This is a genomic window from Levilactobacillus yonginensis, assembly GCF_003946265.1.
Lineage (GTDB): Bacteria > Bacillota > Bacilli > Lactobacillales > Lactobacillaceae > Levilactobacillus > Levilactobacillus yonginensis.
On the sequence record NZ_RHNO01000005.1, the window covers coordinates 40,340 to 53,493 of the forward strand.

Genomic DNA, 13,154 nt, shown 5'->3' on the forward strand with positions numbered 1-13,154 from the left:
TTCTCATCAAATGGTTTAACCTTTGAGGTAACACGAAAAATCAAGGAGGATTCCGTATGCGACTTAATCATTTCACGTCTGATGTTTCTGCCGGTGGCTCAACATCAGCGTTTCCCGTAGACGAAAGTAAACTGACCCAGGACTTCTATGACGCGGTCAATGGCAAGTGGGCTGAACAAGCCACCATCCCCGCCGACCACGCTTCAACTGGTGGGTTCATGGACTTAGTCGACAATATCGAGCACACTCTGATGGCTGACTTTGCCGACCTCTTAGCGGGCAAGCTGGCCCCCGCCAATCCGGAAATGGCCGAATTCAAAAAACTATACGCCTTAGCCAGCGATTTCGACCGGCGCGAAAACGATGGCACCGCCCCATTGAAACCTTGGTTGACTAAAATTGCCAACCTCAAGGACTTCGCAGACTTAAACGCTCATTTAGTAGAGTGGTACCAAAAAGGACTCCCCGTACCAATCGACTTGGGTGTCGAACCCGACATGAAAGATACCAGTCGATACGCCCTGTACGTTGACGCCCCTAGCCTGTTCTTACCAGACAAGACTTACTATGCCAAGGACAATCCCGCAGCCAAGCAATTAATGCCCATCTTCACGCAAACGGCCGTCAAACTCTTACAACTGGCGGGCTACGCCGAAGCTGAGGCCACAACCATCGTGGAACAAGCGAAGGACTTTGATGCCCAGATTGCCCCTCACGTAAAGTCCGCTGAAGAATCAGCCGACTACGTCAAGATGTACAACCCCTTCCCATTGAAGGACGTTGACGCCAAATTAACCAACATTGACTTGACCAACGCCATCAAAGGCGTTATTAACGACGTGCCTGAACAAGTCATTCTGCCCCAACCACTCTTCTTCGACGCGGCCAATGACATTCTGACACCGGCCAACTTTGAGGCCATTAAGAGCTGGATGCTGGTCAAGACCGTCTTCGATGCCAGTGGGGCCTTAACCGAAGAATTCCGTCAGATTGGCGGGACATATGGCCGGGCACTATCTGGTCAGAAGCAGGCCCGTTCACAGAAAAAGGCCGCTTACTACCTGGCCACTGGTACGTTTGGTCAAGTCGTGGGTGACTACTACGGGCGTAAATACTTTGGTGAAGCAGCCAAGGAAGACGTCCGGCAGATGGTCCTCAAGATGACCCACGTTTACCAACAACGGTTAAAGACCAACGACTGGCTCAGTGCGGACACTCGTGAAAAGGCCATCGTGAAGTTGCAGAAACTGACTATCAAGGTGGGCTACCCAGACACTATCGACGCCCTCTACAGCAAGTTTAAGATTGACGAGCAAGCCTCACTGTATGACAACCTGCAAACCATTACCGAGACCATCATTGCCAACCACTTCGGCCACTGGGGCCAACCCGTTGACCGGAAGAAGTGGGAAATGAGTGCGAATACTGTGAACGCCTACTACTCCCCTTCCAACAACGAAATCGTCTTCCCTGCTGCCATTCTACAAGCACCATTCTACAGTCTCCAGCAGTCTAGCAGTGCCAACTACGGGGGAATTGGGGCCGTCATTGCTCACGAAATCTCTCATGCTTTTGACAACAATGGTTCCCAATTCGATGAATTTGGGAACATCCACAATTGGTGGACGGAAGCCGACCTGACCCATTTCAAGGACCTGGCTAAGTCGATGATCCATGAATTTGATGGCATTGAATTTGCCGGACAAAAGGTCAACGGTCAATTAACAGTTTCCGAAAACATTGCCGATGCCGGTGGTTTAAGCTGTGCCTTAGAAGCCGCTAAATCAAGTGATGACGTTGACCTCCGCGCATTCTTCATCAACTGGGGCAACGTTTGGCGGATGAAGGCTACCACGGAATACATGCAACTGCTGTTGTCGATTGACGTCCACGCCCCCGCCAAGCTACGGGCCAACGTGCAGGTCAAAAACCTCGACGACTTCTACACGACCTTCAACGTCCAACCGGGTGACCAGATGTACTTGGCCCCTGTCGACCGCGTTAAGATCTGGTAGAATTTCTAAAAATTCGCAAAAAAAAGTTCGGGACTGATTGTCTCGAACTTTTTTTGCGCTATTAATCGTTATTAACTAAAGCTATCAAGCCAAGAATAACAAGGCGTCATCGACTTTCACCTGCGGCGGTCAGAGATTCCGCCTGCTGTGGGGAACACCTGCGGCCTGAGAAGCGGTCCTCCGGCTCAGTTTGAAGCCTGGGAAAAACACCAGTCTCCAAACACATCCCACGCTGTAAGCCGAAATCGGCTAACACCGTCGACACAGCTGGCTCCACCTCTGACCTCCTCCGGTTAAACGGGTTTTTGGAAACTAAGCTAGCTTACATGCCTGGTAGACAGATATTATTGGCGAACGGTCAGGCGGCAATTTTTCACTATGGCTGACTAAGCCCCAAAATCCTCGTCGTATTAGACATAGTGGGTGTTTCAGTGCTTTCAACCTTTAGGTAATTAACTTAGAACCCGACCGACAGAGTACGGTTGCCACGCCCAGCCACCTGGAAGCTATACCACAATCTTCCAGTTCAAGTTGAAGTTGCCAAATCCAACTAATGTAGCCGGAGGACGACAGGGAGGACCCGCGCGGTGTCGACGGTGTTGGTTGGCGTCCTATGCCAGCCTACACCGTGGGGCGGCTGGGAAACTCGGTGACTTCCCGAGGTTGCCAGTCGAGGAGAAAGACCGCTCTTCGGCTTTCTCCGGCCCCCACAGCGGGGGTCCTCCCTGGCGGCCGGAGGCGGACATTTACCGAATTGGGCAAGCACCACTGGCACAGTCGGATTGATCGACTAATTCAACATCCTTCTGATCATGATGCCCCGTCATTTCCGCAAACTTGACCGCCACGTCCGCCGAAATTTCAGCTCGCTTTTGGTTATAAGTTGCTTCATCAATGGGTTCCTTAGGTGCCTGTTCAAAGTCTGCCCCACTGTAAGGTAACAGTGATGTTGACTTAATCGTGTGCCGGTACTGCAGCAGTAGCCGACTGATTTCCGCACCTTCCTTGGGTTGGAACGTCACGGTACAACTGACCGCGTTATCGGACCAGTAGGTCTGGAGGAATGCCTGCGTCGCAAATTGTTCTGCCATGGAGACTTCACCCGCAGATGCAAACGCTGATTGATCTGCATGCGCTGCCTTAACTGGAAATTCCACACACATGGTATTTTGACTGTAAACATCCGGCTCGACCTTGTAGCCACAGGCTTTTAAAGCAGGTAACAACGGATCACTATCCTGGAACCGAATCCGTTGAATCAGGTAACGGGAATAATGGAAATGCATTCCCTCTGAGACACCAGCCAGCTTGGCCACCGTGCCGGAAGGTTTGACCGTCGTATGCTTAATCGAGGGCTGGCAACCCAGCGTTTCAGAATACGTCTTATCAGCTTGAACGACCGCCGCGAAGAGATCGTTGAACCGTTTGACCGCCGCCTGATTATAAATAGGCTGCATGAACGTCTGACCAGTTTCAGTATCCTTTTTAGCTTCAAATCCAGTCACGACCCGTTGACTGAACGTCTTTAAAATCCAGTCCTGAATACCAGACATGGAGACCCCGATCCGTCGATTCTTTTGAATAACTTTCCGGGAAACCTCCCAATCGTAATGACTAAAGGTCACCCGCTTCGTGTAACGAGCACCTAACGCAAAGGCGTCTTCCAATTGCCACCCCTGTTCCTCGGCCACGCTTGGAAAGACTTCAAACAGGTTGCAGGGTTCACCATTACTCAGAGAGATCTCACCGCAGGGATTGGTCCCTTCAACTTCGCCATCAATATCGGGTTGTCGGCCATCGATCAGCCGGCCATAGTCACGTGAAAGTCCCAGGTTCACAATACCGGGTTCCCCGTTATGTTGAATGGAATCCGCAATCGGTTGGTAATCCGCAAACTGACTATCCACCGCTACACTGTTATTAGATGCCCACCGGTGATGATACAGTTTATCCTTATCCTGTTTCATGGTAATGAAGTCGTCGTCTTCAGCACCACCTAAGGCCAGTTCCGCGGACCGGCGAACGTTGCCGGCAACGACCGTTTTACCAATTAAATTCCCCATATCCGTACAATCGACCGCAGACAATTTCCGTCCAGCGGCGTCGTTCAAAATCTGGTTGATGTCAAAGAGCATCTCCACCAGTGGCATCGGCCCAGACGCCGTCCCACCAAAGCCGTGGATTGGCGCATCCTTAGGACGAATATCACTGATATCTAAGACGACTTGCGCCTGACCCTCCGGATTGCTGGCATTGAAATGAGCGTCGATCATGTTGGCGTTGGCCAACACCCAGCCCTCACGGGTATCTGGGAGCCGGTAGTAGCGTGTCTTCGCTAATGAATGGTGCTGCATCCAATCAGTCCGGTCAACAGCTCCTAACGCTACTGAGGCGTCATAGGACGCACTCCGAGAATCAATCACAATGGTTAGATCAATTTGCCGGTCAACCCGGGGCATTTGACGCACGTTGTTGGGTGTTACGGAAAAGCCAACCCCGCCGCCCTTCATGAGTTGATCAAACATGAAGGAAAATGGCATGGAAACCGCTGCCTGGTCCTGTTCCAAGTAGTCTGGAACCAGGTGACTGTCACCATATGGTTGTGGCCGCACCGCGATAAACCAACAGTTATTCAGAGCATCCCCATTACGGTGTTGGTAGTCCGTTCCCGAGATCCATAAATTCCGGCCGGATGGTGTCGCTGCCAGTCCGTAGACTAATCGGTAGAGGTTCTGAGCCTCTTGGGTCAAGTCCGCCACCACCTGGTCAGCCACTGCACCCGTCTGTAGCCGTGGATCAAGGTTGATATTGCCTTCAACCACGCGTTTGACCGTCTCTGGCCACTCCTCAGTCCGTTGCTGCTCAGGTAACCATCGCGCGTAGGTCCGTTTGTACGTGACCCAGCCTAATTCACCCCAATGTGGGGTCACCTCGTCCTGTGTTTTTTTAATGAAATCAGCCGATAGTGTGACCATCGGCGTCGTTACTGTATTCATCAAACTCATTCACTCCCGTCTCAAACGTATACCATATATGGTAGAATATTCAAATTGAAAATACAATATATAGAAAAATCGAACTGTCCCTAGACTTTTGAATGAATCCGACTATGTAACATAGTGCGCGGCGAACACGCAACTTTTCCTTCTCAGCAGTTAATTGTAACTGGATAAACCACGTAAAACTTTTGACCTCCCCGGCTTCGCCCCAATCGAACCACAAGTCCAAATGGGTAGTAAACGACTCGCTTCAAACACAATTAATTCAGTAACGTGGTTGGTCCTTTCAAAAAAATTTCGCCGTTTTTCCGGTCACGCAACAATCATTCACGGCCCCGACAATTCACTTATGCAAGGTGACTCTGTAAAGTGGCACGAAACTCCGTAGCCTTAAGCTGTTTGTGTCCTCATAGCCTATGCTATACTGTTGCCAAAAGGAGGGCGCCCATGCAAATCATTCAATTAGGAAAATTCATTGGCATCCTGCACCGCCGTCTTCAAATCGCCATCAGCCATGACTTAACCTTACCGGAACTTAATGCCAGTAACGCCAATTTTCTCCTCTTCATCAGTGAACACGACCGCGTCACCGCCAAGCAAATTTCTAGTGAACTAGCTATCAACAAGGGACTCGTTAGTCGGGAAATGTTGCGCTTAGAAACAGCTGGCTACATTGAACGGCATACTGACCAGAGCGACCGCCGCACCGTCTGGATCACCAGCACCCAGACTGGCAAGGACGCCAGTCGCAGCATTCGCCGCCTAATGAACCACCTATGGCAAGAGGTCCTGGGTGAACCGGAGCCTGCGGATTTGGAGACCGTCTACGAAAATCTACTGACCTGGAGTGAACGGATCACTGATCTTGAATCCCCTTTGCAAGGCAAATCTAAGTCGTAAAACATACTGCCAGCAATCCGCCTCCGGTTGCCAGGTGGGGGCCTGCTGTGGGGACCGCCTCCGGCTACATTGACTCACAATCAACGTTAGACTAACACTTTCAGAATGAATTCATTTGTACGTTCCCCAAGGAAAACATCCAAAATTTTCTCGAAATATCGACGATCAGTCATCAATTAAAAACAAATCGTCAGTCAAAATAGACTAGCTTTAATCGATAGAATTTATCTAGCTTCAAGCCAACCTTGACTGCGGACACTATCAAATGCTGTATTTGCTTGCCCCACCACTGTAGCCGAAGGCGGACAGGAATGGTACCGGCTGTGTCGACGGTGTTGACTGGCGTTTTTGGCCAGTCTACAGCGTGGGACGAGCTTGGAGACGTGGTGCCCTATCCACGGCTTCAAGTCGAGGTAAAAGACCGCACCACAGGCTTTTACCGGTCCCCACAGCCGGTACCATTCCTGGCAGCCGTAGGCGGCATTTTTAGTAGAACATACAAAAAGAGCGTTCAGACCAGTTTGGCCTAAACGCTCTTATTTTAGTCTATTTTAACGTGCTCTCGCGCTGAATCAGTTCAGTACCCACGGTAATCCGCTGTGGCGTTGAACGACCGGTCTGCAGGCGATTTTCCACCATGTCGATGGCCGTAGCCCCCATCAGTTCCGTGTTCACGTGCACACTACTCAGCTCTGGAAAGACGTACTTGGCGATCGTCGTATCGTTGAAGCTAAACAGCTTCACCCGTTCGGGCACGGCGATTCCATTTTCGTGGAGGGCTTTCAAGGCACCCCCAGCCATTGGATCGTTCGTAACGAAGAAGGCGTCTGGCAAGTCATCCCCCAGTTGAGCAATGGCCGTTTGCATTTCCTGATAGCCCGAATGATTCGTGTAGTCACCAGCAAAGACCAAGTCAGAATCGAAAGCATCTCGTGCCATCATTTCCTGTTTGAACGCCTTATACCGGGGATCAATCACTTCGAGTTCACCATCCGTGGTCCATTCAGTCCCGTAAAGCAAGCCAATGCGGTGCTGGTCCCGTTGCCAGAAGAAGTCCACTACTTGTTTAACGGCAAACTGGAAGTCCGTGACCACGCTATCATATCCGTGGCACAGTTGGTCCTGGTCAACGAACACCAAATTAGGTGTCAGCTGGGCCATCGCCTCAACTTGTGGTTGGCTGAATTTACCAATAGCAATAATGGCATCCACGTCGGTATCAACGGCCTGTAAGTCATTTTGAAACGACCGAGTAGCCAGAATATGACGTTGTTCACAACGCTTTTCTAGACCCAATCGAATCGACATGTAGTACAAGTCATCGAGTTCCTTGGTCTTCGAATACCACTGGACGATGGCAATCTTCAGCTGTTTGGCTGACGACGACGCCCGGTGCTTAAGCTTAGTGTAGTTCAATTCCTCGGCGACTTCGAAAATCTGTTTACGAGTTGACTCACTGACCGAAAGGGTTCGATCATAGTTCAAAACTCGCGATACAGTGGCCAGAGACACGCCAACGGACTGCGCAATATCCTTTAGTGTTGCTGCGATTACCATCACCCCCTCAAAATGTTATTTATCCATTGTACACTAAATCTGAGCAATAAACTTATCCAATGCTGCTTGACCAGCGGCATCGCGTTTGAAGACCCCAGCATCCGCCAGGACCCGAGCAAAGACGTTCCCAATTTCTTGATGCAAGACCTCAGTGACGTTCTCTGACGTCAGTTGGTGGTCCTGTTTGATCTTGTCAGCCCACGCCTTATGCATGTCCGCAATGTTGTTAGGTTGGTCGATCAAGTACTTCGTGACTTCCGCCATTTCACTCTTCAATCGTGCTGGTAAAATAGCACGACCCATAACTTCGATCAAACCAATGTTTTCCTTCTTGATGTGTTGAACATCCTGGTGCGGATGGAAGATACCATCTGGATACTTGTCTGACGTCTGGTTGTCTCGCAGAACTAAATCCAGAACGTAGTCGTCACCGTCACGGTACGCAATTGGCGTGATCGTATGGTGCCGTGTATCACCCGTGTAGGCCCGCACATCAACGGATTCATCGGAGTAACCGATCCAGCTGTTCAAGACCTTCGTTGCCGCATTGATCAGTGGTTCCGGTCGGGTCCCACTTAACCGAATGTCGGTCATTGGCCAGTTAACGACGCCAGCCGTTACGCCAGTCACACCCAAGTCGATTTTCCGGTCGATAGGGGCCTTCATCATTGGAAAGTCGTGCTTCCCACCTTGGTAATGGTCGTGGGTCAGCATAGAGCCCCCAACGATTGGTAAGTCGGCGTTACTCCCAACGAAGTAGGTTGGCAGTGTCCGCACGATTTCCAACAAGTTGGTAAACGTGTGTTGGTTGATCACCATTGGCCGATGTTCCTTGGCCAAGAAAATGGCATGTTCGGAGAAGTAAGCGTATGGGGAGTACTGGAAGCCCCAGGTTTCGCCACCCAGCATCATCCGGATAATCCGGTGATTGCTCCGGGCTGGATAACCCAAGCGTCCCAAATACCCTTCGTTGGTCATACACAGTTGGTCCAACGGGTAGCTGGTCTTCTTCTGCGTCAAGGCAGCCGCAATCGCCTTAGGGTCCTTTTCAGGCTTAGACAGGTTGATGGTGATTTCTAATTCACCAGCTGGTGTCTTCGCTGGAAAGACCACATTTTTGGCAATGTTACGCGTCTTGATGTAATTGTTATTTTGACTTAATTGATAGAACCAGTCAGTTGCGGCACTAGGACTCTGTTGATACCGATCCCAGAACCCCCGGTTGAGGGCTGAAGGAAGTGGTGTCATGAAGTCCATCAGTTGTGATTCAAGAATTTCCTTAGGACTCGGAGAATCTTCAATCTTGCCGTGATCAACGGCCGTTTGAATCATGGCGTTGACCAGATCGATGGGTTCGTCAGAGGATGCTTGAGCAGCAGCACCGTCGCCAATCAAGGCAAAGATGCGGTTAGTCACGTACTGGCGGTCCAGCTCCGTGTAGGGTGCTGGCGAGGAAACAATGTGATCAATGAAAGTTTGAATTGTGTCTTTAGCCATAATTACTTCGTCTCCTCGGTCCGATCGTTGTAACCTTGTGGATGCGTTTGCTTCCAGTTCCAAGCGGTCCGAATAATGTCTTCGACGTTGTCAAACTGTGGCTTCCAGTTCAAGACTTCACGGGCCTTGTCACTGGCGGCAATCAACGTGCTAGGATCACCGGCACGACGTGGTGCCATCTTAGCAGGAATTTCCTTACCAGTAACTTTCCGAGCGGCTTCCAACATTTCTTTGTTGGAGAACCCAGTTGAAGAGCCCAGGTTGAAGGCATTGCTGTCATTACCAGCCTTCAGGTATTCCAAAGCTAAAATGTGGGCATCGGCCAAGTCAACGACGTGCACGTAGTCCCGCACGTTAGTCCCGTCCTTCGTTGGGTAATCACTACCGAAGATGGAAAGTTCTTTCCGTTCACCAGCGGCAACCTGTAAGATGATTGGAACCAAGTGGGTTTCGGGATGGTGGTCTTCACCAATGCTCCCGTCTTCCTTAGCACCAGCCACGTTGAAGTAACGTAAGGCAACGAACTTAATGCCGTAAGCCTTGTCGGACCAGCCCATAATCTTTTCCATCATCAGCTTACTTTCACCGTAAGGATTGGTTGGGATTTGTGGGTCGGTTTCCTTGATAGGAATCTGCTTAGGTTCACCGTAAGTTGCAGCGGTTGAAGAGAAGACGATTCGCTTAACGTTGTGCTTGTTCATGACTTCCAATAAGGAAACCATCCCAGCAGTGTTGTTATCAAAGTACTTCAGCGGCTTTTCCATGGATTCAGGAACGATGGAGAAGGCAGCGAAGTGCATAACCCCTTCAATGTCTTCCTTATCAAAGACATCGTTCAGGAACTTTTGATCGTGCAAGTCCCCTTCGTAGAACCGCGCTTTTTTATTCACAGCGGCCCGGTGTCCCGTTACCAAATTATCGACAACGGCCACATCATAACCCTTACTAATTAAACGATCGACTGCATGGGAACCGATATAACCGGCACCACCTAAGACTAAAACTGTCATTGATCAATTCCTCCTCTTATGTTTTGTTTCACTAATAATTTTACGCTACTTCTGATTATTCGTTAATTGGTTAAGCAACTCATAACTAGCAATACCAACACTCTGGCTCGCATATTCTGTCACTACCTGCGTCACTCAGCCACCTGATCACTTAATGTTAAGGCTAACCTAGCCGCAGGCAGACAGAGTGCCGCGCAGTGTCGAGATTCTAAGGAAGTGTTTTTTACTTCCTTAGAATCTGGGTCGAACTTGGAAACTCGTGTTTTTCGAGGTTTCAAGTCGCTCTGAAGACTTGTGCTTTTTACAAGGCTTCAGAGGTGCCCCACAGCGCGGTACTCTGTCTGCCGTAGGCGAATGTTAACCCACAACCATTAAGTTACTTTTGTAATTCGGCAGGACCGTCAGCAATTTCTGCGACGTAGAATTCTGCTGGATGGCCGATAGTGTCTTCATAGACCTTACCAACCTTAGCTTCGAAGTCTTCAACGTTAGATTTCTTAACGATAGCAATGGCACAGCCACCGAAACCGGCACCAGTCATCCGGGCACCTAAGACACCAGGTTGTTTCCAAGCGGTTTCAACCAACGTATCCAATTCCTTACCCGTAACTTCAAAGTCGTAGTGTAAGGAAATGTGAGAAGCGTTGACCAATTCACCGAAGCTCTTTAAGTCGCTCTTTTGCAGAGCGGCAAAGGCCTTCAACGTCCGTTGGTTTTCGAAGACGGCGTGACGCGCACGCTTGATCAAAGTTTCATCGTTGATCAGGTAAGCATTTTGATCAAATTGATCTTCGTTTAAGTCACCCAACGTCTTGATGTCTAACTTCGTTTGCAAACGACGTAAGGCTTCTTCACATTGTGCCCGCCGTTCGTTGTACTTGGAGTCGGTCAATTCACGACGCTTCTTGGTGTTCATGATAACCACGACGTTGTCACCCAAGTCTAGGGGTGCGTATTCGTAATCCATGGTGTTGGTATCCAACAGAATGGCTTGGTCCTTCTTACCCATACCGATAGCAAATTGGTCCATGATCCCGGTGTTCAAACCGAAGTAGTCATTTTCAACTTGTTGGCCGACCTTAACCATTTCAACTTCGTCTAACTTCATGCCATATGCGGCGCGAAGAATCTCGCCCATCAACATTTCCATTGAAGCTGATGAGGACAAGCCAGAAGCATCTGGTAAGTTCCCGTGAACGAAGAGGTCAAAACCGTGATCGATGGTCAAGTCTTGCTTGGCTAGTTCGAACAACATCCCCTTCAGGTAGTTGGCCCAGTTATCAGCCTTGTTAAAGGCTAAGTTATCCAGTGAGAACGTCAATACGCCAGCGTCAGGAACGTTTGCGGAGTAAACGCGGAATTGCTTGTCGTCTCGTGCTGAGTATGCGGCGTAAGTCCCCATACTGATAGCGGCTGGGAAAACGTGACCACCGTTGAAGTCGGTGTATTCACCAATCAGGTTGATTCGTCCTGGTGAGAAGAAGACCCGTTCTGGTGCGACGTTAAATTGTTCTTGGTATTCAGATGCTAAGCTGGCGAAATCCATGGCGATTAACTCCTTAATAAATTTTTTAGTAAAACTTTACTACAATCATCATAGCCGCTTTTGGCGACCTTGTCAATTAATTTTGAAGCGCTTTCTTTGCCCTTAAATAAAAGCCTCAGGCACTTTCACCTGAGGCCCTGATACATTAACGCATTACTTGGATTCGGATTCTTCTTCCTCTTCCTTTTCGGTTTCCAACTTCGTTTCAAGTTCACGCACAATTTCAGCATGCTTCTTTTCAGACAGTACAATCTTGAATTGGTAGATCAAGGCAGCAACAATCAATAAGATCATTGGCATGTAGAAGATGAATGAATGGAAGACGAACATCCCGTGAGAAGTGATGTCGCTAGGCTTGGCGTTACCAGTCATTCCTGAGTGGACGGCGGCAATAACAACGATCCCAGTTGAGAAGGCACCAGCCAATTTATCAATCAGTGGACGAACAGACAAGGTAACGGATTCATTCCGTGTACCGTTCTTCCATTGCCCATATTCAACACTATCAGTGATCGTCATCAAGGCGGCCAAGAAGATCATTGGGTATGGGAAGAAGAAGATGGCATCGGCAATGTACATCATGATCGTGTTGGTACCAGCCAGCATAAACAGAATGTAACCGACTAACATCATGCAAATCCCACCAATGTAGACACCCTTCCGAGTAATCTTGGAAACAATGATTGGGAACAGTGGTACTGAGATAATCCCTAAGATAGCGGTAATTACCCCAATCAAACTATAAGCAGCAGCGTTACCGATAACGTACCGGAAGTAGTAAATCAACAGTGAGTTCGTGACAACGTAGCTTAAGGCAAACAGTAAGTATGAGAACCCTAACCACATCAATTGGTCATTTTCACCAATAACTTTGAAGACATCGCGGAAACGGGTCTTTTCAGTGTTTTCACGAATTAAACTCGTTTGTTCTTTAGTCCCAAAGAAGGTTGCTAAAGCACCCAGGAAGGAAACTAACCCAATAACGATGGCAAAACCTAACCAGCCGGCACGGGTCTGTGTACTGCCGTGAGTCCCTGAGAAGGTTTGTGAGAAGTAGATAACTAATGGGGTAACAACAATGATAACCCCTTGAGAACCCAAGGTTGAACCGAAACGACCAATCGTCCCGAACTTGTTACGAACCTTAGAATCAACACTCAATGCAGGTAACATGGACCAAAAGGCAATATCTTTAAATGAATAGAAGATATCCATAATGACAAACACGATACCAAAGAGCAGGAAGTAGATTGAGGTGTTACTGTCAGCCAAACCGAACAGGCTGGAGAACATCAACATGATTCCGACAGAGCTGACGATGGCACCAATTAAAATCCAGGGCTTGAATTTCCCAAACTTCGTATTGGTGTTATCGACCATCCCACCAATCATCGGGTCAAAAGCAATTTCAATTAACCGAATAACAACCACCATCGTGGTAACGATCCCGGCTTCAGCAGCCGCGCCGTTCCCAACGAACAGGGCACTAGTAACAAAAATAGCAAAATAAGTATTAAGTGTAGCGTAGAAGGCATCATGTCCGAACGCCCCTAAAGCATATGATAGATATTGCTTAACCATTGTTTCCTTCACACCTTTCAACGGGTTCTATCCCTGATAGTTAATTCAC

At 49.0% G+C, this 13,154-nt stretch carries 8 protein-coding genes; 2 read left to right on the plus strand and 6 right to left on the minus strand.

Annotation, left to right across the window (positions count from 1 at the left end; all coding sequences use genetic code 11):
* Positions 1-56 precede the first annotated feature (56 nt).
* On the plus strand, positions 57-2,015 hold the full coding sequence (locus EKM87_RS04015) for a M13 family metallopeptidase (RefSeq protein WP_125682100.1): 1,959 nt from the start codon (positions 57-59) through the stop codon (positions 2,013-2,015).
* Between the two features lie 746 nt (positions 2,016-2,761).
* On the opposite strand, the gene nrdJ is transcribed toward EKM87_RS04015, so the two are convergent.
* Positions 2,762-5,011 carry a ribonucleoside-triphosphate reductase, adenosylcobalamin-dependent gene (gene nrdJ, locus EKM87_RS04020; protein WP_125682282.1) on the minus strand — a complete coding sequence of 750 codons (2,250 nt, stop codon included), beginning with the start codon at positions 5,009-5,011 and terminating at the stop codon, positions 2,762-2,764.
* Positions 5,012-5,461: 450 nt separating this feature from the next.
* Between nrdJ and EKM87_RS04025 the strand changes: the two genes are divergently transcribed.
* The gene (locus EKM87_RS04025; RefSeq protein WP_125682102.1) at positions 5,462-5,914 is read left to right on the plus strand and encodes a MarR family winged helix-turn-helix transcriptional regulator; all 453 of its coding nucleotides are present in this window, start codon (positions 5,462-5,464) and stop codon (positions 5,912-5,914) included.
* A gap of 546 nt (positions 5,915-6,460) precedes the next feature.
* Here EKM87_RS04025 and EKM87_RS04030 read toward each other — a convergent pair.
* The 5 genes from EKM87_RS04030 to EKM87_RS04050 all read right to left on the minus strand — a co-directional run bounded on the left by EKM87_RS04030 (position 6,461) and on the right by EKM87_RS04050 (position 13,105).
* A complete protein-coding gene (locus tag EKM87_RS04030; RefSeq protein WP_125682104.1) occupies positions 6,461-7,471 on the minus strand; it encodes a LacI family DNA-binding transcriptional regulator in 1,011 nt (336 codons plus the stop codon).
* Positions 7,472-7,504: 33 nt separating this feature from the next.
* Positions 7,505-8,968 carry a UDP-glucose--hexose-1-phosphate uridylyltransferase gene (locus EKM87_RS04035; RefSeq protein ID WP_125682106.1) on the minus strand — a complete coding sequence of 488 codons (1,464 nt, stop codon included), beginning with the start codon at positions 8,966-8,968 and terminating at the stop codon, positions 7,505-7,507.
* Positions 8,969-8,970: 2 nt separating this feature from the next.
* On the minus strand, positions 8,971-9,978 hold the full coding sequence (gene galE / locus EKM87_RS04040) for a UDP-glucose 4-epimerase GalE (RefSeq protein WP_125682108.1): 1,008 nt from the start codon (positions 9,976-9,978) through the stop codon (positions 8,971-8,973).
* A 376-nt stretch (positions 9,979-10,354) separates the two neighbouring features.
* Positions 10,355-11,524, minus strand: coding sequence for a galactokinase (locus EKM87_RS04045; protein WP_125682110.1), 1,170 nt, complete (start codon positions 11,522-11,524; stop codon positions 10,355-10,357).
* A 153-nt stretch (positions 11,525-11,677) separates the two neighbouring features.
* A complete protein-coding gene (locus tag EKM87_RS04050) occupies positions 11,678-13,105 on the minus strand; it encodes a glycoside-pentoside-hexuronide (GPH):cation symporter (protein ID WP_125682284.1) in 1,428 nt (475 codons plus the stop codon).
* Between the last annotated feature and the right edge of the window lie 49 nt (positions 13,106-13,154).